The organism is Paraperibacillus esterisolvens, from assembly GCF_046237625.1.
Taxonomy (GTDB): domain Bacteria; phylum Bacillota; class Bacilli; order Bacillales; family DSM-1321; genus Paraperibacillus; species Paraperibacillus esterisolvens.
Genome location: NZ_CP143545.1, coordinates 445,426 through 468,819, shown reverse-complemented (window position 1 = coordinate 468,819; position 23,394 = coordinate 445,426). Strand labels below are relative to the sequence as shown.

Sequence of the window (23,394 nt, the reverse complement as noted above, 5' to 3'; positions counted from 1 at the left end):
GACTCCACTCACTTCATCTTTTTTCTCTTGTAGACCAAGCTTAAACCCTCGAGTTAACTCTAGGTCAAGTGAGACGTCAATATGGAAGAACCCGGAATTTTTGACAGAGGGAATACAGCATGAGAGAATGCTCTCAAAACATAGAGAATACCATACCCATAGAGAAAGGGAGACATATGATGCGAGCCTATTCGATCAGCGAAGCAGCAAAAGAATTGAACCTCTCTGTATATGCCTTGCGCTACTATGACAAAGAAGGTTTGATGCCTTTTGTAGAACGCACCCAGGGCGGCAGCCGCCTGTTTCGGGAATCTGATATTCAATCGTTAAAGGTGATCCAATGCCTGAAATCCACCGGCATGCCCATCAAGGAAATCAAAGAATTCATCGCCTGGTGCTCCGAAGGCGATTCAACCCTCCAGCAGCGATATGATATGTTCCTGGAACGCAAGGCTGCTGTAGAAGCACAGCTCGAAGAATTGAACAAAACCATGGAACTCATCAATCACAAGTGCAGCTATTACATGACAGCGCTGGATGCCGGCACGGAAGATATTCATAAGAGCGAGAGACTGATAGAATTCTAATATTAAAGAGTGTTCTGTTCTGCAGCCCTTTTGGTGCGGGAAGAGCACTCTTTTTTCTTTAGCAAAGAAGGGATCGCACCATTTCTTCAGACCGAAATCCCACTTTCTTTATCCTAAAAAAGGAAATCATGATTTCAGCAAGAATTTACTTATCTACCAGGAGGGATATCAGATGGATGTTTTTAATTATGAGGAATTTGATGGAATGGGCCTTGCTGAACTGATCCGCAGCAGGGAGATCAAGAAAGCTGAAGTCATCGAGGCTGCGATAGATAAAATAGAACGAGTTAATCCCGAATTAAATGCTGTCATTCATAAGATGTATGATCAGGCAAAAATGGAAAACGATGAAGACCTGCCCTTTGGGGGCGTCCCCATATTATTAAAAGATATCATCCAGGAAATCAAGGGAGAGCCTATCACTTCAGGATCAAAGGCTTTAAGCGAATATACCGCCAGGGAAGACAGTGAATTGGCCGCAAGACTGAGAGGGACCGGAGCGTGTTTCATAGGAGTGACAAATGTTCCGGAGCTTGCCCTTATGGGAATTACTGAACCTGCACATTTCGGGCCCTCCCGAAATCCATGGAATACCGGACATACACCGGGCGGCTCCAGCGGCGGATCGGCTGCTGCTGTTGCTTCCGGTATGGTCCCGATTGCAGGTGCCAGCGACGGAGGAGGATCTATCCGTATTCCTGCCGCGTTTACCGGGCTTTTTGGATTAAAGCCGACCAGGGGAAGGACTCCAGCAGGAAAAAAGCTGGGAAGGCATTGGCAGGGGGCTTCCGCCGATCACGTGCTGACAAGGACGGTACGCGACAGTGCCTATATGCTCGACCTGCTTAAAGGCTATGAAAAAGGGGCTGCCTTCCATGCCCCGCCATTTGATTCTTCCTATTTAGAGAGCACCTATAAAGGGCTAAACCGGCCAATGAAAATCGCTTTCTCTGTCCGCTCCCCCATCGGAACACCGGTACATCCCGAATGCAGGGATGCCGTCTTAAAAGCGGCCAAGTTTCTTGAAGAACAGGGGCATATGGTCGAAGAAAAAGAAGCCCCTGTTGATGGCAATAAGATTGCCAAAAGCTATATAACCATGTATTTTGGCGAAGTTGCCGCATCGCTCTCCGGCATGGAGCAAGTGCTCGGTCGAAAAGTGAAAGCTGCGGATGTGGAGCCGGCGACATGGCTGCTGGGATTGCTTGGTAAAGTCACTTCTGCTGAGGAATGGGTATTGAATCTGCGGGAATGGGATACGGCCTCTTTTGCAGTGGAAGCCTTTCATGAAGAGTACGATTTTTACATTACTCCTGCCACTGCCTTTCCAGCCTCCAAAATAGGAGAACTGAGTCTCAAATCATCTGAAAAGATGCTGATCTCCCTTGTAGGAAGACTGGGTGTGAGCGGGCTTATCAAAAAAGCTGGCATTGTGGATACCCTTGTAGAAAACAGTCTGAAACGAACACCGTTTACGCAGCTTGCCAATTTGACCGGCCAGCCCGCGATGTCTGTTCCTTTTCATATGACAGCCGAAGGGCTCCCGGTTGGTGTTCAATTCATGGCGGCAGAAGGACGCGAGGACCTGCTTTATCAAATGGCCGGCACGCTGGAACAGACAGAGCATTGGCTCGATGTTAAAAGGAATCCGTTGTTTTTAAAATAGGAAGAATACCTGCCGGATTCATTCATTTCGTTCCTTATGCAGGCCGTTTCCTATTGTTTTTTACATATTTCACAAAAGACCGTACTAATAAAAAGCTGTGCTGAATAAGTAAGAAAGTACATTTTTATTGGATGAGAATAATTGCTGGCAATGCCTTGGCCATTACATATCAGGGAGAGTTGAAAATGGAAGACTTAAAGTATCCGATAGGCAAATTTGTCGTTCCGCATGTATTTTCAGAGGAGCAGATTAAAGAGTGGATCCAGGACATTGTGGAAGCTCCGGCCAGGCTGCAGGCGGCAGTGGCGGGGCTGGATGAGGTGCAGTTCGACACCCCTTACAGAGAAGGCGGCTGGACGGTGCGGCAGGTGGTCCACCATATGGCCGACAGCCATATGAATGCCTTTATCCGTTTTAAGCTGAGCCTGACGGAAACCTTCCCCACCATCAAGCCATACAGCGAGGGTGACTGGGCACTCCTGGCTGATACGGAGAAGACGGAAATCAGCGCTTCCATAAACATCCTGGAGGGTCTCCACAGACGCTGGGAAGTCCTGCTCCGCTCCATGGGGAGGAAAGAATTCAAACGAAAATTCATCCATCCCGAGCTCCACACAACACTGGACCTCTACACCACCCTGGCACTCTACTCCTGGCACAGCAGACACCATACCGCTCACATCACCACCCTCCGCCAGCGGATGCAGTGGGAATAAGATGGCCGTACGGGAAATGGGGAACAGTTCCCTATTTCCCAGACTGCCTGACGCGGCAAACCCCACGTAAGCACTGGATTTTCCGGCTTGGAAAATAAGGGACAGGCCCCATTTCCAAAAAAAGGACAGACCCCACTTCCCGGATCTTGCCTTGAGAAGTGGAGGACTGTCCCCCTTATATCTTGAATTGGTTGATGGACTGCTGGAGTGTTTCGGATAGTTCTTTGAGTGCGGCAGTCGCCTCGGTTACCTGTTCTACTGCGTTGTCCTGCAAATCTGAGGATGCCGCCGCAAGCGTTGAGGCTTCGGCTGTATTTCTCGTCATATGAGAGAATTCCTCTATGGATGACATTATGGTTTCGGAACCTGCTGACATTTGTTCTGTGACCGCGGATACCTCCTGGATCTCCCCATTGACCGCCTCTACTGAATGAAGAATCCGGCTGAAGTTTTCTCCTGCCGACACAATGGCCTTCGTACTTGTTTCCACGTCCTTTGAACCCTCTTCCATCTGCGTGACAGAGGCAGCAATAATTTTCTTGAAGCTCTGGAGAACTTCTGTAATCTGCTGCGCGGATTGCTTGGATTCCTCAGCCAGCTTCCGCACCTCCTGGGAAACGACGGCAAAGCCCTTCCCATGCTCGCCTGCACGGGCTGCTTCAATAGCGGCGTTCAGTGCCAGCAGATTGGTCTGCTCGGCAATGGCCGAAATAATGTCGACAATGTTTTCAATTTCTCCCGCCTTCAAACCAAGTTCTTCAACGTTCTTCGCAGAGGCATCTACCTTCGTCTTGATGTTTTCAATTTCTTTAATGATGGAGGACAAGTCATTATTCCCTTTTTCCACTTCGCGGGTTGCATCCGCTGACCGGCTGCTCACATCACTCGCTGCTTCAGCGATACGCTGAATGCCGGCTGTCATTTCCTGCATGGAGGAGACGGATTCTGAACTTCTATCCAGCTGAACCGATGCAGCCGATGCCACCTGCTGCATCCCTTCGACAATCTGCTTATTCGAGTCACGGATATCGGCCATCTGGTTCTCGATTCCTTCCGTGACGGAAGTCAGGCTGCCGGAGGATGCCTTGATTCCCTCTACGATCGTTGAAATGCTTTGGATCATGACTGTGAAGGATTCTGTAAGAGATGCTATTTCATCCCTGCCAGATACCTTGATTTTCTTTATCCTGTCCCCTGCAGACAGGAGATCCCCGCCCTCTAATTCACTGGCAGCTTTTCGCAGCAGACCAAGCGGCTTCAGCCTCTTTTTCAGATAAAGAAAAAGGATGGCTGCAAAAATCAGCATGAGCCCGGCGCTTGCAGACATGTCCACTGGAAGCACATCTGCCGCGGCAGCATTTGAAATTTCCTTCACGTGGCCAGCTTCTATATCCACACCGAGCACCCCGATAACCTCATTGCCCTTCTTAATTGGAACGAAGGCTGACAGATAATCACCATATTCCTTATCATGGACAATGGGCGTCGTGGCAGTCCGGCCCTCGAGCACCGGCTGAACATCCTTAAATGTAGTGCTTGAGGTCGGTTCATCTATCGGACTGGCCAACTCTGAGCCCCTTTCCTGGCCATCAATAAGGATAGTGACCTTTTCCCCTTTTACCCCCATCGTATATAGATAAAGGATACCGGTTTTTTCCCTTATATCATTTAAAGATTCCCTTAATTCCCAATATACTTCTGACTCCCTCGGATCTGCCAGGAACGCTTCATAATCCTCTATGCTGATACTCTTTGCAATGCTGCTGGCAATCTGACTGCTGTTTTCCGCAACCGCCCGCTCAACAGAATCCATATTGCTCTGAAAAAGCAAATATCCATTTCCAAGCAGCACCACAATCATCCCTGCCAAAAACATCAAACTAATCTTACTGCTAAGTCTCTTCACCTTTCTCACCTCTGCTACATTTGCTACATTCTAATCCATATATCGGCCGGAATATATCAAAGTTTAGAGAAGGATGTTCCTATTTCCCGGCCAGCACAACACGGCAATCAGCTTGCAGCTGCAGGATTTTATCCTGGCAAATTCGGGACAGGCCCAATTTCCCAAACACTCCTGCTTCAAGACCCCTGCTAATGCTCGCTTTTTATCCCGGGAAGTGAGAGCCAGGCCCTATTTCCCGGTTATTTCCCGATGCGGGCGGCTTGTTTGGCGGGGACTTTTTTTGGTGATATGATGGGGGTAGCAGGTTATGTGGGAGGTGTGGAGCAGATGGCTGAGCATAGTTTTCATTTAAAGGCGTCATGGCCGGGGCTGCGGAATGATGTGGGCGAGATTGAGGCTGGCAATCTGAAGGCGAAGATCTCGATTCCGCCGGAGATGGATGGGCCGGGTGTCGGTACCAATCCGGATGAGATGCTGCTGGGTGCAGCAGGAACCTGTTATATCATTACACTCGCTGCCATGATGGAGCGCAGTAAGCTGGATAAAGAGGATTTGACCATGGAATCTGAAGGTATTGTCGATGTGACTTCCGGTGTGATCACCTATAAGAAGATCATCCACCGTCCGCGGATTGTCCTGAAGGGCGATGCATCAGAAAAGGATCGGGATCTTGCCTTGCGGCTGGCCCAAAAGGCTGAAACTTCCTGTATGATTTCCCGTGCACTGGCAGGCAATGTTGAAATCGGGCTGGAGCCGGAGATTTTGACTGCTGAAAACTAACAAAAGCTGGCCGGATGGCCAGCTTTTTCAATTTGCAGGGTAGCCTCTATTTCCCGGAAACCGGAACAGTACCCGCAGGGAGCATACCGATAATTTCCTCTGCAGAAGCAATTACGGCAAATTCGCGGTGCAGCTCTGCCAGCGCTAGACTGTGGACCTCGGCAGCTCCATGATGGATTCCGTCCGGACCGGTGATATCAAAGGCAGCGGCGGCATCTGACACTACAAATGTCCGGTATCCGAGGTTACTGCTCATCCTGGCTGTGGTGGACACACAATGGGGCGTGATCAGCCCCGTTATGACGAGCGTATCAATTCCCTGTTCATTCATGTAATCCTGGAGTCCGGTGCCAATGAATGCGCTGTTCACGGTTTTTTGGAACACAGCTTCACCCGGGTTCGGTGCCGCGATATCCTTGATTTCACAACCCGGCTGGCCTGGACGCAGCGGGGAATCACTTTTCACACTCATATGCTGGGTGTGGATGACCGGAAATCCCCGTTCCCGCCAGGCCTTCAGCAAGCCGGCAATCCTCTCTTCCGCTTCCGGATTGTTCCGCTCTCCCCATACCTTTTCATCAAATCCTTTCTGTACATCAATGACCACTAAAGCAGCATTCTTTTCGAGTAACATGCTCATCTCTCCTTTTTTTCATCTGCTTTTATTGTATAGAATGCTATTCCAGCCGTCCTTAGCATAAAAAAGCAATTGGGGGCCTGCTGCCTTTCATATATAATGAGTTACAGGAAGGAGGTTTTCATTTGAAAATCGACGATACGGATAAGCATATTCTGCGCTGTCTCACAGCCAATTCTCGTCTCTCGATACGCGAACTCTCAAAGCTCGTCAATCTGTCCCCGCCTTCAGTGGCCGACCGGGTGCGGAGGCTGGAGGATGCAGGCGTCATCGAAGGCTATACGGCTAAGATTAATTACTCGGCCCTCGGCCATACCACACATGCCATTCTCCAGATTACAACGAAGTCAGGCAAATGCGAGGAATTCCGAAAATTCATCGCCCGGCATCCGAACGCCGAATGGTGCTACCGCATCACCGGTCCCGCCGATTACATAGTGAAGCTGACCGCCCGGCGGATAGAGGATATTGAGCAATTTATCGACGATGCGGCAAGAATCGCCGACACAGCCACACATATCATCCTTTCAAAGGTTGGAACAGAATCTTCCCTCCTGCTGCCATGAAAAAAGACCCCATAAAATACTGGGGTCTCATTTCATACCTTCATGCTCCCTTTTTGCCGGCCTGACCTTCTTCAAGTCCCTGCCTGGCAAGATACAGGGCACATTTTTCCACAAGCTCAAAAATGCCGATTTCCCTGTTGATGGAGACAAAATCCATGATGGGCTCTATTTTCTTAAGCGGGTCCATCCTGCAGATGCTGCTGAACTGTTCCTTCGAAAAGTCACAGAAGCCATGTCCGCTCACGCCTGCGTGCCTGAGCTCTAGGATGTCATTCAATTCACTGTCACTGAACAGGCGGTGAAGCTCAATGAAAAACTCGTCCACCTGGTTGATCTCCTCTTTCTTTTCAAGTTCCTCCGCCCTCCTGTCCAGGAGACGCATATAACTGTGGAAGTGCCGGGTAACCCGCTCCTTTTTCCTCAGTTCTACCTTAAAATACGCGTTATCCCTATTCTTGAACCCATTGCCTCCGCGATCCCAGTCAATGTCAAGCCCAAGGGCATACAGCAGAAGCTCTTCTGCCAGCCTGTAATACAGGACAACAAAATCAATCAGCTTATTTTCTTCATACAGGCGCTCCGCAGAATTATACAGGTAGGAAATGAACGCCTTCTGATCCCGTTCCCTCAGCTTTATCATGCCTGCCGCATAATCAGCAAGCTCTTTGTCTTCCCCCATATCACGGAGCGTGCGGGCCATCAGGTCAAAATAATCCTCCTGGCCCTTCCCGCCCGACAGATCCAGGCTCTTCAGCCTTTCTCCGAACATCAGCATATCTGAAAGAGGAGCACTGTCGGTATATCGCTGCGCGAGCTTACGGGCAGACTTATAATTCCTCGCGCAGATCAGGTTATGAATGCTGTCATATATATTTTGTTCCTTATCTTCATTCTTCTTGAAGGCCGGAATGATTTTATTCTTTTTAATAAAATACACATGCCTGTCACTGTTCTCGAGCAGCACCTGCATGAATACGAGCTGGAGAATGTCAGGTGCTTCATTCAAAACAAGATAAACCTTTTCCCCGCTGCCCCCATACTCTCCTGCCAATTCTTCAATCTCGGCGGCAGCTTCCTCAAGATTATCGGAGAGCAGATGGAGCCGGATGCTGCCGAATCCTTTTGGCTGGGAGAGCTCTGCTTCTCCTTCCGACTTCTGCCGGAAAACATGGAGCACCGGCTTTGAACTGCCGTTTCCCCTGTCCTGGGCCTTAAGCTCCCCATGATCTTTATAACTGCAGAACACGTGATGTTTCATCTTCTCTCTGTCCTCTCTCTTCAAAGTCTAAGTCCATTTGCAGCATGATCTCCATAAGCTCTGTATAATTGTCATCAAGCTCCGCCCCAAGATCCCGGAGCATCAGGTTTGATTCGAGCAGAAACCGTTTCTTCACCCGTGAAACAGACGCCCTTTTATTGCCGAAGTAAGAGTGCCAGAGTTCCTCGGAATTAATCTCTTCACGTCCATGGCCGATGAAACTCTGGTTTCTAACCCGCAGGGTATGGGCAACATTCAGGCTTTTCAGATAAAAATAGGCACCCATATATTCCTCGATTTCGCCTTCTTCATACCGTTTCTCGAGTTCCTCTATCAGCTGGTAGATCGAGGAGTTATTCTTCATCGGCTCTTCCTCCTGATAGCCAGAGCCGTGTTTCAGGAGGAATGTCAAAATCGCTTCCCGCGCCCGGTAGAAACGGGTCAGGAAAGCAGCCATATCATCTATTTCTATGCAGACCTCCATCTGCCGGTAAAGTTCTTCTATAAGAGCAAGATCCTGCTCCCTGCCTTCTTTGGACAGCAGCTTTTCTAAAAGCAGCCGTGTCTCCTTTATTGCCGGCTCGTCTTTAAGCAGTCTTTCACATTCAACCGCATGTTGATGGGCCTCGCTGAAACAGAAATTCATCCGGCTGACCATCATCTTCAGCATGAGTCTGAGCGGTTCGGGGGCCGGCTGTCCCTTCACAAGCTCCAGAGCCCCCTGGAAGTCGAATTCCCGGAGAGAGCCCTTCACCTGAAGCTTCAGGGAACGGTCCGATACAGCCTGCCGTGATAATGAAATCTCTGCTTTCCCCTCGCTATAGAATAGAAAGCCATGCCGGCTGCCCAGCTGCTTTGTGCTCTCGAGGAATATCGCCTGAAAGCATTCGGCATCACCCGTGCCGCTCAGCTGGATGATCGTTTCGTAAGGATAGTAAAAGCTGAGCTTGTGGATCAGCAGCCCTGCTTCAGTTAAGATTCTCGTAAAGCCGCCGCCCTCCCGCTTCTGGATGAAGTAAAGGTCTGCGCTCCATTCCTCCGGCAGACGGGCCGTGATCAGATCTTCAAGCTTTTGATCCAGTTTATACAAAGCCTTCCTGCCGATCCTTCCCTCTACGGGCACCACGCATATAAGCGTCTTCGTTTCATCCGGAACTGCTTCAAGCTTAGGGAGGAGAGGCTCCGCTTCCCTCGCTGCATAATATTTTATATGATCCCTGTCATCCTTCAGATCCAGGGTATTAAAAACTGCCAGCGGCAGAATGTCTTCAATCATGCCTTGTACCCCCAAATTTTATATATAAAATTCTTTTAAGAATATAAGTTCCTATAGGTTTATACCCAAAAAAGGCGGGCGAGAGACATCTTACAAAAATTTCTATAAAAAAGGCCCGGCAGGATCACTGCGCCGGGCCTCACTTTTCTATTTCATTTTTCTGACCGATATCATATAGGCAATCAGAATCGGCAGCTGCAGGATTCCTACCCAGAACAGGGAGGTCCGGAGCGTAAACCGGCTCCCGATATATCCGATCCCGGGGCCGCCCGCAATCTGGCCGAATGCATCCATCTGTCCCGCCATGGAAAGGACCGTCGCCCTCCTCCCTGAGGGGATCAGCTGGTTGATCCAGGTACTGAACAGCGGATACGAGACGGTTGAAGCCATGGAAACAATATTCAGCCAAAAGAGCGCCATCCAGAAATCTGAAGCGAAGCTGAAGCCAAGGATTGCGCATGCCCTTAAAACCGTCAATCCTGTCAGAACGATGGCCACCGCTTTTTCGTTTTCTGTTCTTACAAACTTTCTCGTGATGACAGATGCCAGATATCCTGAAGCTGCGGTAACCAGGCTGATCACCCCAAACCAGGCAGCCTCGTTAAAGTTGAACAGTTTCGGGAAATCCAGATTCATCAGGAATTGAGCTTCCCATAGCCGGTCCCATCCTTCCACGGCTGCCCCGAGAAGAAAGCTGATACCAACGAGAAGGCTCAGGATGGCACTCGCCTTAATGATTTTCACTCCATCCCTGAAGGCATCGAAACCATGGGAAAAGAATCCTCCCTCCGTGACCGCGGGCTTGAAGTTATGCTCCTTCATCGTTCTGTGAAGGAAAGCGGCCATACCAAGATAGATGAAGCCGCCGGCAAGATACGGCAGATTTAGAGAGATGGAGGAAAGCGCTGCACTGGCGCCAATGCCGAGTATGCCGGCAGCCTGCGCGGCTCCCGCTGCCCTCAGGAAAATATCGCCGGCTCTCTTTTCACCAGCCTCATCTGTTATCCAGGCCTGGGCTGCCCCGCTTACAAAGGTTTCACCAAGCCCCCTGATGACTTCAGCCGTAATGACGACCACTATGAAGGGAATCAGTCCTTCAAAAAAGGGCACACTGCCTTCAACCATAAAGCCGGCTCCCATGATGATAAAGCCTATTATCACCGAGAAACGGCGCCCCCGGGTGTCGGCAAACACCCCTGTAGGCGTCTCGAAAAGCAGGCAGGCCGCTTCAAGGAACATGCCGATAAGCAGGAGCTGAAACGGATCAAATCCAAGTTCCTTAATATAGTAAATCGCATAAGTAGTGAACATAAGGCTGTTCGCAAACTGTCTGACAGCCTGGGTGGTAATATAAACGTGCGGTGCGTGCATGGAGATGCTCCATCCCTTTCTTTTAGGCACGCACATCATACAGTGCGTGCTAGTTTAGTAGATTTACCTCTGCATGATTTTTCTGTTGGACTGACATGTTCATCCCTCCGTAATCATAGTTGCGGTAAAAAACCGCTTTTATTTACCATACATGAACTCTGATGAAAATTATACCAATTTTTTGTTTTGAAATTCAGGCATGCCTTATGAATGGCAAAGAGCCGGCACCCCATGGCCGGCTCCATATCATTTCCCTCCTGTGAAGGAAACTCCCTTGATAAAGTAACGGTTGAAGAAAGCGTAAATCAGCAGCACCGGAAGCGTGAAGACCATGGACGCGGCCATGATGTAGTTCCAATAGCTCACAAACTGCCCTTTGAACGTATTCAAGCCGAGCGGAAGCGTAAACATCTCCGCATCTGTCATGACAATCAGCGGCCTCATGAAATCATTCCAGGAGCCCATGAAGATGAAGATCGCCTGTGCAGCCAGTGCCGGCTTTGCAAGCGGCAGGACAATCCTGAAGAATGTCCCGAACTTGCCAAGCCCGTCAAGCTCGGCAGCCTCCTCCAGTTCTTTCGGGAAGTTTACGAAGAACTGCCTCATCATAAAGATATACGTCGCATTGATCATGGCAGGGATAATCATACCTTGATAGGAGTTCAGCCAGCCAAGTTCCTTTAATATCAAATAGTTTGGAATCATAGTCACCTGTGCCGGGATCATGAGGACCCCGAGGATGCCGATGAATAACGCCTTCCTGCCGGGGAAGGACAGCCTGGCCAGGGCATAGCCTGCCATGGAATTGAACAGCAGATTCAAGAGTGTCGTGCATACCGCAATGAAGAGGCTGTTGAACATCCAGCGGGGAAACAGCTCTTCCTCGATAAAGATGGTTTTATAATTGTTCAGTGTCCAATTTTTGGGAATGAAATTCAATCCTCCGCTTACAATTTCCTGAAGCGTCTTGAAGGATGAAGACAAGGCCCACAGGAATGGGACCACCGTGGTGACCGCATATAGTACTAGAATGGCATAAATTAAAATTTTTCCGATTCCGAGCTTCTTTTTCATCGAATTGCCTCCTCCCTTTTAATATAGCGATTCCTCTTTTGTGAATTTGCGCTGCAGCAGGGTTGCGACAAGGATGACGATTGCAAGCATGAAGGCAAGTGCCGCCGCATATCCCATGGTGCCTAGATTTTTGAATGCATATTGATAGATTAATAGCACAACTGTAAGTGTTGAATTATCCGGTCCGCCCGACCCGGCCGAGAAGATGTAGGACTGATCGAACAGCTGGAAGGTGCCGATCAAGCCCATGATGATCACGAATGAAGTGACAGGCCTCAGCTGCGGAACAGTGATGAGCCAAAACTTTTGGAGGGCACTTGCCCCGTCCAGCTCGGCAGCTTCATACAGTGACTCCGGGATATCCTGCAGAGCAGCAAGATAGATGACCATGAAAAATGGTGCAGTTGACCAGATGTTCATGGCCATGATCGCATTAAGGGCTATCCCCGGGTCTCCGAGGAAGTTATAGGTTGGCAGGCCGATCATATCAAGCAATTTATTGATGAGTCCTTCCTTGTTGTACATCCACATGAAGATCAGAGTCAGCACCGCAGAGGAAGTCAGGGTCGGCAGAAAGTAGACGATCCTGAAAAAGCTCTGCCCCTTCAGCCCTGCGTTCAGGGTGGCTGCCAGGATCAGCGCAAGCAGCGTCTGGAGCGGCACAACAATGATTACATATTTAAAGGTATTCCAGAGAGCAATTTTCGCCCTCGAATCATCGAGCAGTCTCTTAAAATTATCGAATGCCACAAAATCAAAGCTCGTAGTGCCGAGAAGCTGCACTTTATGAAATGAGAGAAAAATTACAAAGAGTATCGGACCGATTATAAACAGCAGCAGAACCAGGAGTGCTGGCGACATGAATAAGAGTCCCTGCCCGGCTTCGCGCATTGCCTTTTTGGATGTATTTCCCTTCACTTAATTCAACTCCTTTATTTTTGCTGTACCACCTCTTTCCGCGGAAGTCTCTTTTTGACTTCAGCAGAAAGAGATCTACAGAATTAGGAAGAAAAAGGGGAGAAATCCCCTTTTTCCATTGATATTATTTAGAGCCAATCTCGCTGTTGGCCTGCTTTTCAGCAGATTTCAGCGCTTTGTCCAGCGGCGACTTTCCAAGGAAAGCGCTCACGAATTGATTGTTAAAGTTGTTCACAATGATTGGCAGGGATGGACCTTCTGCCCAAACAGTCGCATAAGAGGCACCTGCTACAAGCGGACCACGCAGCTCATCTTTGTCAAAGCCAAGCTTCTCGGCAACTGACTTACGTGTCGGCAGTGCATAGCCCTTGCTGGTCCATGTTTCCATGCCTTCCTTGCCAGTCAGGTAGGAGAGAAGCTCCCACGATGCTTCCTTCTTCTTGGATGCTGCGTTCATTACATAAGCAACCGTGTAGGCCATTGTTGATTTCTTGCCGTTTACTTCCGGAAGCTCTGCTGTACCGTAATCTACATCAGGGAACGTATCCTTCAGGTAAGGAATTGCCCAGTTGCCTTCGATGACCATGGCAGCCTTCTGCTGTCCGAAGATTTCTCCGCCCCATGTTACGCCGACTTCCTTAGGTTCAACTGCTGATTTATCCTTATTGTGCATATCAATGATCGGCTGAAGCGCTTGTTCCACTTCCTTAGTAGCGAAATTGGCTTTGCCGTCCTTCACGATATCACCGCCGCCTGACTGTGCAAGCCAGAACATGCGCGCAAGCTCTGGTGCAACTCCAAAGCCGTAAACTTTGTCCTTAGTCAGCTTCTTGGCAGCTGCCTGGAACTCTTCCCACGTCTTCGGAACCTCGACGCCTGCATCTTTCAGCATCTTTTTGTTATAGAAAAGAGCCAGGGTAGAATAGTCTTTTGGGAATCCGTAAGTCTTTCCATCCACCTTGAATGTATCAAGAAGCGGCTTTTCAAAATCGTCTGTGTCAAAATCCTTGGTCACATAGTCATCAAGCGGCTCAAGAACTCCGGATTCAATCATGCCAGGCGCCTCAAATGCATCCATATAGAACACATCCGGCCCTTTTCCGCCGATCAGGCGGGTCTTCATAACATCCATATACTGCTCGGTGATGACCTCAAGCTTTACATCGATATTCGGATGCTTTGCCTCGAAATCTTCAAGTGTCTGCTTCAAAAGCTTTTCTTCAGTCGGATTTCCGCCCCAGCCGGCAAGTGTCACCTGAGTCTTCTTGCCTGATTCCTTGCTGCCTTCCTTAGATGCTTCCTTATCGCCGCTGCAGCCTGTCAAAATGCTTGCAGCCAGGATTGATGTCATTCCAATAGAGGCCAGCCATTTTTTCGTTTTCATAAATATACCCCTTTCAATTTTGACAAATTTTTATCTAAAAGAGAGCTAGCCCCCTTTTAAGAACATCCATAGGTTAAAGAATGGTGAGACCTGTTGTATTTTTTAGAACGCTTACATCTAATCCGCCATCTGTCCTGGTTACAAGTACTGAGAGGTGCCCCCGGCCAATCGAGATATTCTCCGCCAAAAGCCGGTTCATTCCGTCCAGCAGGTTCGGGGAAAGCCTGATTGTTTCCTCGATGGCATCCGGGAACAATCCGAGCAGCGACTGAATGAAGATAAGCGGCGTGCCGGCGGCCCATGCCTGCGGCGAGCAGGCTACCGGATATTTCACGACCTTTCCAAGTGATGAATCATATCCGCAATACAGCTCCGGCAGACGGTCATATTCGAAATGCCCAGCCGCTTCAATCAGACCGGAAATAACGGCAGAAGCTGCTTCCGGCCTGTTCATCTGGCTCATGCCGAGGATGATCAGACTGTTATCATGCGGCCAGATGCTTCCGTCATGATAGCTGATCGGATTATAGCCCGCCTCTCCTTCAGCCATCGTCCGGATGCCGAAGCCCGAGAACATCCGCGGCGAAAGCAGCGTCTGGATGACAGCATCCGCCCGGCTGTCCTCAAGCATCTCAGAAAATAACAGATGCCCCGGGTTGGACGTGACCGATTCTACCTGCTTCTTATCTTTGTCAAGGGCAATCGCGTAGTATTGGGAATCCTCCATCCAGAAGTCCGCGTCAAACCGCTGCTTCAGCTCCTCTGCCTGCTTCCTGAGCTCCTGGGCGCGTTCGTTTCTGCCAAGCTTTTCAAAGAGATCCGCAATTCCGGTCTTCGCTCCGTACACATATCCCTGCACTTCACTCAGGGCAATCGGTGTTTCGGCATACTCCCCGCTCTTATGGACAACCGAATCACCGGAATCCTTCCAGCCCTGGTTCGCTATGCCCTTGGCCGCTTCCTGATGATACTCGACGAACAAATCCCCATCCCGGTCGCCGTACTGATCAATCCAATTCAGTGCTGCTTCAATCTGTGGGGACAGCTTCTCTGCAAGCGGCAGGTCGCCAGTCCACTTCACATATTGAGTCAGAAGGATCAAGAACAGCGGAGTGGCATCGATCGTCCCGTAATAAGGAGTAAACGGAATCTGGCCGGTTGCTGCCAGCTCACCGTATCGCATTTCATGCATGATCTTGCCGGGCTGCTCATCCCGCCACGGGTTGACTTCCGTCCCTTGACTGTCTGCCATCGTTAGAAGAGTCCCTTTCGCAATCTCAGGGTTGAAGGCAAGCATCTGCAGGGCCGCAATCAGGCTGTCACGTCCGAACGGGACGCCGAACCATGGCAGGCCGGCAACCGGGAATTCCCCGAATCCTGTATCGGTTAGCAGCACCCTCAAGTCAGCAATCCCGCGCGTTACCAGACGCTGGAGTGGCTCGAAGTCTGTCTCGATCCTAGTAATCTTTCCTTCCCAATCCTGATACGATTTCTGAAGTCTTTCTACCGCCTCAGCCCTGTTAACAACCTCCGGCTTCTTACCGCCGATCTGCGGAGCAATCGATAGTGTCACTTCTTGTTCCTCGGCATGCTCCAGGCTGAAAGGGAAATGGATAACTCCCTCTTCTGTCACTTTTGATGCTTCCCGGTCCCAGGCTACACAGGTTGCCCGGTACACATCATCTGCACCCATATATGTAAAAGTAAGACCGTCCCCTGCTGCCTTCTGTCCCGTCCGCTTCCCGACATTCCCGCTCTGGAAGCCTCGGACAATGAACATATCCGCAAAATCCGCATCCATATGAACACTTAAGTCAAAGCTGACTTTCTTCGGGAAATAGTTTTTGAGAGTAATCGTCTCATAGAGGACTCCGCCATAGATGAAACGCGTGCGCTTGATCTCGACCGATTCCCTCCAGAGCTTCAGTTCCCCTTCTTCTTCCATATGGGGATTTGTCAAAAGTATCTCCGCCATATAATTCTCGGCAGCATCAGAAGCAAGCAGGATCGGCCGCTCCCCATTGATCAGGAGATCCAGCCGGCTTAAAAACCTCGTATCGGCTGTATAAAGACCCAGTCCATACGGATGGCTTTCCGGAATATCCCCCTTCTCATCTGTCAGCAAAAATAAATCATTCTCCTTAATCACACGATAGTCCATAGCTGCCTCCCCTTGTTTTCCGAAACGTTTTGGAAAGTTTGGAATAAAAAAGCCTTCCTGCCCACCCCACGCTTTCCGAAACGTTTTGTTTTTTGAACATACTTCATGTCTGTCTTTTTTGTGGTGTGTTCATTGGGCATGCTGGTCTTTAGGGACCAGATCCCTTCACTCAGGCCGGTTTTTGGTTGTAAATATCCGTTTAGAACCGTTTTCTCTTCACCGCGGCCGTTTTTTGGCTGTAAATGGCCTGTCTTCCGCAGCTCCTCCCTTACACAGAGGACGTCGTTTCCCTGACTTTCAATTCCGCTTTCAATGAAATGACCTTTGGTTCCACTTCCCCCTCAAGCGTGTCCACCAGATGCTTGACGGCCTCATAGCCCATCTGGGAGATGTTCTGGGAGATGGTGGTCAAGGAGGGTGTGACATAGGCAGCGAGCAGGATATCATCATAACCAATCACCGACAATTGCGATGGGACGTCCAAGCCCAGCCTTTTCGCAGCCTTGATGACACCAAGGGCCATCAGGTCGCTCGCACAAAATACAGCCGTGATCTCAGGATGTTCTTTTAAAAGCACGAATGCCCTTTCCTCCGCTGTATCTTCGTTAAATTCCCCGTTGATCAGCCACTCGTGATTGACGCTGATCCCCTCATCAGCCATAGCCGCAGCAAAGCCTTCCAGCCTTTCCTTGCTTACAAACGCAAAATCATGGCCGTTCACCATTGCAATGTTCCGGTGCCCGAGGCTGATAAGATGCTCACAGGCGAGCCGTGCCCCTTCCACATTATCCGTCGTTACATAGCCGACCGTGTCTGTCACAATCGGAATATCAATCAGCATGCACGGAATATTGCTTTCCACAACCTCATGGAGATAAGGATCATCCGTACGGATTCCCTGGATGATCACACCATCCACACGCCGCTCCTTACATAGCTGCGAATAGGTTTTCTCCCGCTGCTTTGTGGAAGTGGTGCTGAATAAAACAAGATCATACTCTGATTCTGTAATGAATTCATTCACTCCGGCCAGCACCTGGAACGTAAAATTGTCCTTGATGCTCGACTTCTCCAAGCCGGAAACCAGAAGGCCGATTGTCCTGGACTTCTTCATAACCAGGCTTCGGGCAAGCGTATTGGGACTGTAATTCAGCTCCTTTGAGACCTTAATGATCTTCTGCCGGGTCTTTTCATTTACATCCGAGTAGCCATTCAGTGCTCGGGATACAGTTGTAACTGAAACCCCTGCCACCCTGGCTATATCTTTTATCGTTGTCATCCTGATTCCTCCAACACATCCGAAACGTTTCGGAATAACTATATGATATCTCATCATGTAACCGATTACAATAAAAATTATTAGAAAATTTGGTTCCGGTGCATCACTTGATCAGTACCCAGGATTTAACCCGCTTATCTAGTAAGTTTGCCCAGGAGATTAATATGGCTGGAGGAAATAAAAGAGTTTTATAGAAGTAATTTATATAGCTAGAAAAGTGAAAAGGAGTAAATGAATGAGAGATCAAATAATCCCGGCACTCATTGCTTTTGCGGCTGTTTCAATTCTATCACCGGTCTTAATCGCTGTATTGAGAAAACTCAGGCTCATTCAGCCTATCAGAAAAGAGCTTCCTTCGGATCATCAGTTGAAGAAAGGCACTCCATTGATGTTTGGACTCATACTCCTTATTGGAATTTTAGTATCTCTTCTTATTTCACCTACTCCGCTCATGTATTTCTTGTCTGTCACTTATCTCCTTTTTGGGTTTATTGGCTTTCTGGACGATTTTTGGAAAGCTTCCCGTCAGGATCCAGGAGGTGTGTCCAGCAAAACCAAACTTATTTTTCAATTTACTTTCACGGGTACTTTGCTTTACTATGTCATCAACGAACTGGGCATAAATACAAGCATAAATATAATCCATAACATTTCTCTGGATCTCCCACTGGCAGTATATGTTATTGTCATAACCCTTTTTGTTGTAGGCTCTGCAAATGCCATTAACTTCACCGATGGATTGGACGGTCTTTTAGGAGTTGTTTCGATTCCTACATACTTTTTCTTTTTTATGATTACAGACAGATCTGAAGTGCAGTTTTTTTGTCTGATTATGATCGGGTGCCTGCTCGGCTTTCTTATTTACAATATATACCCGGCCAAGGCTTTTATGGGAGATACGGGGTCTCTGGCTATAGGAGGCTCACTTTCATTTCTTGCGGTTATTGAGAAAGTGGAAATTTTAATCCCCGTTTTGTTCTTTATCTATTTTGCGGAACAGCTTTCAGTAATATTGCAGGTCTCTTCCTTTAAACTAACTCACAAGCGCAGCTTTAAAATGACTCCAATTCACTATCACTACAGCATAAAATATGGATGGTCCGAAACAACTATTGTTACCGCTTTCGGGTTTATTTCCTGGCTGTGTACTTTCGCCTGTGTAATTTACTGGAAGTTTTTTCTGAATGGATAAAAGACTGCATGCAGCCTCTTATTAAACTGAACTTATGGCCATTGACACATAGCTTCCATATTCACAGCTAAACACATTTCTTATGTAACCTTGCATCCAGCATATATAGCATGTTTTTTACCGAATATTAACGATTCTTTTTCTTTATTAAAGCCGATTTTTTCTGCCGCGCGGATTGATGGAGTGTTTTTCGGATCTATTATACTGATCAATCTATCCAGCTCTAATTGATAAAAGCCATAATCCTAACAACTCTCGGCTGCTTCAGCAGCATAGCTATTTGACCAGTATTTTTCATTGATATGACAGCCAATCTTACTCTGTTTTCCCGTCAACTTTCTGTTTAACAAGACCACAATCACCTATTAACTCATTATTTTCCTTAAAGCATACTCCCTATAAACCATAACCATCCTTTTCGTACCTATACTGGTTTTTCTTTATCCAGTTATGGGTTTGTTCTAAGCTAAAGGGAGCTTGATAATATTCCATAGCTGCTGCACCTGAAAAAATTGCATGTAATAATATACGTCCTCACTTTTATACTGCCTCAGATACAGCCTCTCTGTTTCTAAAATGATCATTATATCCCCCCTCCTATCTCGTTAACATAGTTAAAAGACGTATGCCAAATACATACGTCCAGATTACAAAAGCACGTGACCGGCCTCTCCTCTACTGCCGCCCTTCAATCCGCCCAAATTCCCTCAGCACCTTCAACGTACTCACTGTCAGGCTGCCCTTCCAGTCCGCTTCGGCAGTTTTCCAGTCTTCCTCATACTGGCCGAACCAGGTCCAGTTCGGGCCCCAGAAGCCTTCCGGGTCCATCCGGCTGATTTCAAAATCCAGGCAGGCCTGAATATCGTCCTGAAATAAGCCGGCAAGTTCGGCTTCAGGGGAATCAGCAACCTGGATGGGCTTGAGTCCGTAGCCCTTCCACTCATCCTCGGTCACTGCGACTTTTTCCTGTGCAGCTTTTTTCAATTTATCCAGCACAGCTTCCCGCTCCTGTCCTTCAAAGGTTCCGAGAAGTCTCAGATAGCATAGAAGATCGTGCATTTCCATCTTGTCGGGAAGTGACTTTAATTCTTCCAGGGCAAGCTCGGTCAGGGTTTTTACGAATGACTTCGGAACCAGCTCCGAATATTTACGGATGTAACCGGTTATCTCGGCATTTGGATTTGCCCATGAACTCTGTGCACCGCTGCGGCCTTTTTCTGTGTCGTAATTCCACCACGGGGCATGCGGTACCTTGTTTACAGCTTCAGGAACTCCATGCCACCTGTTCTGTTCGTGATCATAGGTCTCCAGCAGATAAGCTACAGCCTTTTGAATGATGACATGCTCCGAACCTAATCCCAGCTCTCCTGCATACTGCAGGCCGATCGTCGTCGCCATCGGAGAGGATTGCTCCAGCCTGAAATCCGGCTCGATGGACCTTCCGAAACCTCCATCACTATTTTGGTAGTTTAAAAGCTCATCAACTGCCGCTTCCACGGTCCCCCCCTTAAAATAGAATTCAAACATCCTCGAGTCAAGCTTTCTTGCACTTTCCTGTATGTATGTTTCCGCTTTTTGAAATTCCTCTTGAGTCAGCATTTTCATCCGAATCACACTCCTCTTCAATATCTCCCCTTAAAAAAATTCGACATATGAGCCGTATCCCCTTTTTTCTGGAATTAAAAAAGCATTCCCGGCTATATCGCCAGGAAATGCTTTTATCAGCGCTTCTGGATTTCTTCCATCAGAAGCTTATTAACGAGCGGCGGATTCGCCTGCCCCTTTGTAGCTTTCATAATCTGTCCGACTAGAAAACCGACTGCCTTCTGCTTGCCGCCCTTAAAGTCTTCGATCGACTGAGGATTGTTATCAAGCGCTTCGTTGATGATCGTCCGGAGGGTTCCTTCATCCGAGATCTGGACAAGCCCCTTCTCCTTTACGATAGCTTCGGCGCTGCCGCCCTTTTCGACCATTTCCTTGAATACCTGTTTGGCAATCTTCGTCGAGATGGTGCCGTCTCCTATCAGTTTAATCAGCCCGGCTAAACTCTCCGGCGTGAGCTCCGTGTCGTGGAGCTCAATGCCTTCCGCATTAAGATACGCAGACAGCTCGCCCATGATCCAGTTCGATGCCTGCTTGGCATCTGCCCCGGCAGCGATTGAAGCTTCAAAAAAGTCAGCTGTTTCCTTGGTTACAGTCAGCACTGCTGCATCATAAGCCGGCAGATTGTACTCTTCTGTGTAACGCTTTTTGCGCTCATCGGGAAGCTCTGGAATTTCAGCCCGGATGGAGTTCTTCCACTCTTCATCGATATAAACCTCAACCAGGTCCGGCTCGGGGAAGTAGCGGTAATCATCAGAGCCTTCTTTAACACGCATCAGGATGGTTCTGCCTGTTGCTTCATCAAAACGGCGTGTTTCCTGAAGGATTTCCCCGCCGGAATCAAGGACCTCAGCCTGGCGCTTTTCTTCAAACTCCAGTCCCTTTCTGACAAAGTTGAACGAGTTCAGGTTCTTCAGCTCCGTCTTGGTGCCGAATTCCTCCTGCCCGGAAGGCTTCAAGGAAATATTGGCATCACAGCGCAGTGAGCCTTCTTCCATTTTGCAGTCCGAAACGCCTGTATATTGAATGATGGATTTAAGCTTTTCAAGATAGGCATAAGCTTCCTCAGGGGAAGAAATATCAGGCTCTGAAACAATTTCTACTAGCGGTGTGCCCTGGCGGTTATAGTCGACAAGGGAGTACCCGTCGCCTGTATGTGTCAGTTTCCCTGCATCTTCTTCCATGTGGATTCTTGTGATGCCGATTTTTTTCTTCGTCCCGTTCACTTCAATCTCTATCCAGCCATTTTCCCCGATCGGCTTATCGAACTGTGAGATTTGGTAAGCCTTCGGATTATCCGGGTAAAAATAGTTCTTCCTGTCGAACTTCGTGATTTCTGCAACCTCGCAGTTCAGGGCCAGTGCTGCCTTCATGGCATACTCCACTGCCTTTTTATTAAGAACCGGCAGGACGCCCGGATAGCCGAGGTCGATGACACTTGTGTTTGTATTGGGATCTGCCCCGAAATGGTTCGGACTCGCGGAGAAAATTTTTGATTCTGTTTTCAGCTCGACGTGGACTTCAAGTCCGATGACCGTATCATACCTCATCTAAAGTCCCCCCTTACAATCCTGGTCTCTTGTTATGGAAATCTGTTGCCTGCTCAAATGCATGGGCCGTTCTATATACTGTTTCTTCATCAAAGTGCTTCCCGATGATCTGCAGGCCGAGCGGAAGACCGTCCGAGAATCCGCATGGAATAGATATACCAGGCACTCCGGCAAGGTTTACAGGGATGGTTAAGATATCATTCGCATACATGGTAAGAGGATCATCCGTTTTTTCTCCCACCCTGAAAGCAGGAGTCGGAGTCGTCGGTCCGATGATAACATCGTATTTTCGAAATACATCTTCAAAGTCTTTTTTGATCAGCGTACGGACCTGCTGGGCTTTTTTATAATAGGCATCATAATAGCCTGAGCTCAGTGAGAATGTGCCGAGCATGATCCGGCGCTTCACTTCGTCTCCAAAGCCCTCTGCGCGTGTCTGCTTGTACATCTCCAGCAGATTTGAGGCGTTTTCGGTACGGTATCCGTATTTTACCCCGTCAAAGCGCGACAGGTTTGCAGATGCTTCTGAGGATGACAAAAGATAGTAGGCAGCCAGGGCGTATTTGGAATGGGGAAGCGATACCTCTTCCCAGACAGCTCCCAGGCTCTCCAGCACCTTCAGTGAATCAAGCACAGATTTTCTCGCAGGTTCACTGACTCCTTCTCCGAGATATTCCTTTGGAACCGCAATCCGAAGCCCTTTAATGTCTCCCGTCAGGCTCTTCGTATAGTCGGGCACCGGTATATCTGCGGAGGTTGAATCCATTGGATCTAGTCCGGCCAGCGCCTGCAGGAGATATGCGTTATCCTCAACAGTCCGTGTGATCGGGCCAATCTGCTCCAGTGAGGAGGCAAATGCCACGAGCCCGTAACGGGATACCCGGCCATATGTCGGCTTTAATCCGACCACTCCGCAGAATGCGGCCGGCTGGCGGATGGAGCCGCCTGTATCAGAACCCAGGGAGAATGGAACCTGCCCTGCTGCCACTGCTGCAGCAGAACCGCCTGAAGACCCGCCTGGGACATAATCTGTATTCCAGGGGTTCAGCGTATTTTGGTAGGCGGAGTTTTCATTTGAAGAACCCATGCCGAATTCATCCATATTCAGCTTTCCAATCGTGATCATTCCTGCACTGCTGAGCTTCTTGACGGCAGTAGCACTATAGATCGGGTCGAAGTTCTCGAGGATCCTGCTTCCGCAGGTAGTGCGCAGGTTCCGGGTGACGATGTTATCCTTGATCCCGATAGGCAGGCCAAATAAAGGTCCGGTCTCTTCACCGGATGCCATCTTTTCGTCAAGAAGTTCTGCTTCTTTCTTTGCGCCCTCTTCATTCAATGTCAAAAAGGCCTTGATCCTTTGATCGGTCTCTTCAATTCGCTTGAAAGAGGCGGCAGCAAGATCGGAAGGCTGAATTTCTTTCTTATGTAATAATTCATGCAGCTCGGAAATTTTATGATCTAGCAATGACAT

The 23,394-nt window shown here is 48.7% G+C and carries 19 protein-coding genes and 1 pseudogene; 6 read left to right on the top strand and 14 right to left on the bottom strand.

The annotated features are described in order from the left end of the window. Window positions 1-179: 179 nt before the first annotated feature. The 3 genes from V1501_RS02405 (at window position 180) to V1501_RS02395 (ending at window position 2,969) form a co-directional block, all read left to right on the top strand. Window positions 180-587 carry a MerR family transcriptional regulator gene (locus V1501_RS02405; protein ID WP_409293215.1) on the top strand — a complete coding sequence of 136 codons (408 nt, stop codon included), beginning with the start codon at window positions 180-182 and terminating at the stop codon, window positions 585-587. A 172-nt stretch (window positions 588-759) separates the two neighbouring features. Continuing rightward, on the top strand, window positions 760-2,253 hold the full coding sequence (locus tag V1501_RS02400) for an amidase family protein (RefSeq protein ID WP_409291271.1): 1,494 nt from the start codon (window positions 760-762) through the stop codon (window positions 2,251-2,253). A 185-nt stretch (window positions 2,254-2,438) separates the two neighbouring features. Continuing rightward, a complete protein-coding gene (locus V1501_RS02395) occupies window positions 2,439-2,969 on the top strand; it encodes a YfiT family bacillithiol transferase (RefSeq protein WP_409291270.1) in 531 nt (176 codons plus the stop codon). Window positions 2,970-3,144: 175 nt separating this feature from the next. Here the strand turns inward: V1501_RS02395 and V1501_RS02390 are convergent, their stop codons facing one another. Then, window positions 3,145-4,875 carry a methyl-accepting chemotaxis protein gene (locus V1501_RS02390; RefSeq protein ID WP_409291269.1) on the bottom strand — a complete coding sequence of 577 codons (1,731 nt, stop codon included), beginning with the start codon at window positions 4,873-4,875 and terminating at the stop codon, window positions 3,145-3,147. 327 nt (window positions 4,876-5,202) lie between these two features. Here V1501_RS02390 and V1501_RS02385 point away from each other — a divergent pair, with 327 nt between their 5' ends. Continuing rightward, window positions 5,203-5,655, top strand: coding sequence for an OsmC family protein (locus V1501_RS02385; RefSeq protein WP_409293214.1), 453 nt, complete (start codon window positions 5,203-5,205; stop codon window positions 5,653-5,655). Between the two features lie 46 nt (window positions 5,656-5,701). Here the strand turns inward: V1501_RS02385 and V1501_RS02380 are convergent, their stop codons facing one another. Next, window positions 5,702-6,289 (bottom strand): cysteine hydrolase family protein, encoded by a 588-nt coding sequence (locus V1501_RS02380; RefSeq protein ID WP_409291268.1) that lies wholly within the window; start codon window positions 6,287-6,289, stop codon window positions 5,702-5,704. 128 nt (window positions 6,290-6,417) lie between these two features. Here V1501_RS02380 and V1501_RS02375 point away from each other — a divergent pair, with 128 nt between their 5' ends. Continuing rightward, window positions 6,418-6,858 carry an Lrp/AsnC family transcriptional regulator gene (locus tag V1501_RS02375; RefSeq protein WP_409291267.1) on the top strand — a complete coding sequence of 147 codons (441 nt, stop codon included), beginning with the start codon at window positions 6,418-6,420 and terminating at the stop codon, window positions 6,856-6,858. 40 nt (window positions 6,859-6,898) lie between these two features. Here the strand turns inward: V1501_RS02375 and V1501_RS02370 are convergent, their stop codons facing one another. The 8 genes from V1501_RS02370 to V1501_RS02335 all read right to left on the bottom strand — a co-directional run bounded on the left by V1501_RS02370 (window position 6,899) and on the right by V1501_RS02335 (window position 17,579). Next, window positions 6,899-8,116, bottom strand: a complete 1,218-nt coding sequence (locus tag V1501_RS02370; protein WP_409291266.1) for a hypothetical protein — start codon at window positions 8,114-8,116, stop codon at window positions 6,899-6,901. Continuing rightward, on the bottom strand, window positions 8,088-9,392 hold the full coding sequence (locus V1501_RS02365) for a hypothetical protein (RefSeq protein WP_409291265.1): 1,305 nt from the start codon (window positions 9,390-9,392) through the stop codon (window positions 8,088-8,090). Before V1501_RS02365 ends, V1501_RS02370 begins: the two co-directional genes overlap by 29 nt. Window positions 9,393-9,539: 147 nt before the next feature. Further along, complete coding sequence (locus V1501_RS02360; protein WP_409291264.1) at window positions 9,540-10,763, bottom strand: MFS transporter; 1,224 nt, start codon at window positions 10,761-10,763, stop codon at window positions 9,540-9,542. A gap of 246 nt (window positions 10,764-11,009) precedes the next feature. After that, the gene (locus V1501_RS02355) at window positions 11,010-11,837 is read right to left on the bottom strand and encodes a carbohydrate ABC transporter permease (RefSeq protein WP_409291263.1); all 828 of its coding nucleotides are present in this window, start codon (window positions 11,835-11,837) and stop codon (window positions 11,010-11,012) included. A gap of 18 nt (window positions 11,838-11,855) precedes the next feature. Beyond that, entirely contained in the window at window positions 11,856-12,728 is an 873-nt protein-coding gene (locus V1501_RS02350) for a carbohydrate ABC transporter permease (RefSeq protein WP_409293212.1), read from the bottom strand. Between the two features lie 151 nt (window positions 12,729-12,879). Further along, the gene (locus V1501_RS02345) at window positions 12,880-14,139 is read right to left on the bottom strand and encodes an ABC transporter substrate-binding protein (RefSeq protein WP_409291262.1); all 1,260 of its coding nucleotides are present in this window, start codon (window positions 14,137-14,139) and stop codon (window positions 12,880-12,882) included. A gap of 73 nt (window positions 14,140-14,212) precedes the next feature. Next, a complete protein-coding gene (locus V1501_RS02340) occupies window positions 14,213-16,300 on the bottom strand; it encodes a glycogen debranching N-terminal domain-containing protein (protein WP_409291261.1) in 2,088 nt (695 codons plus the stop codon). 268 nt (window positions 16,301-16,568) lie between these two features. Next, on the bottom strand, window positions 16,569-17,579 hold the full coding sequence (locus V1501_RS02335) for a LacI family DNA-binding transcriptional regulator (protein ID WP_409291260.1): 1,011 nt from the start codon (window positions 17,577-17,579) through the stop codon (window positions 16,569-16,571). Between the two features lie 235 nt (window positions 17,580-17,814). On the opposite strand from V1501_RS02335, the gene mraY reads away from it, so the two are divergent. Continuing rightward, window positions 17,815-18,771 (top strand): phospho-N-acetylmuramoyl-pentapeptide-transferase, encoded by a 957-nt coding sequence (gene mraY, locus V1501_RS02330; protein WP_409291259.1) that lies wholly within the window; start codon window positions 17,815-17,817, stop codon window positions 18,769-18,771. Window positions 18,772-18,851: 80 nt separating this feature from the next. Here the strand turns inward: mraY and V1501_RS02325 are convergent. From V1501_RS02325 to gatA, 4 genes and pseudogenes are all read right to left on the bottom strand, one after another. Further along, a pseudogene (locus V1501_RS02325) lies at window positions 18,852-19,355 on the bottom strand (GNAT family N-acetyltransferase). A 91-nt stretch (window positions 19,356-19,446) separates the two neighbouring features. Continuing rightward, on the bottom strand, window positions 19,447-20,376 hold the full coding sequence (locus V1501_RS02320) for a hypothetical protein (RefSeq protein WP_409291258.1): 930 nt from the start codon (window positions 20,374-20,376) through the stop codon (window positions 19,447-19,449). Window positions 20,377-20,492: 116 nt separating this feature from the next. Next, window positions 20,493-21,923 carry an Asp-tRNA(Asn)/Glu-tRNA(Gln) amidotransferase subunit GatB gene (gatB, locus tag V1501_RS02315; protein WP_409291257.1) on the bottom strand — a complete coding sequence of 477 codons (1,431 nt, stop codon included), beginning with the start codon at window positions 21,921-21,923 and terminating at the stop codon, window positions 20,493-20,495. A gap of 13 nt (window positions 21,924-21,936) precedes the next feature. Continuing rightward, complete coding sequence (gene gatA, locus V1501_RS02310; RefSeq protein ID WP_409291256.1) at window positions 21,937-23,394, bottom strand: Asp-tRNA(Asn)/Glu-tRNA(Gln) amidotransferase subunit GatA; 1,458 nt, start codon at window positions 23,392-23,394, stop codon at window positions 21,937-21,939.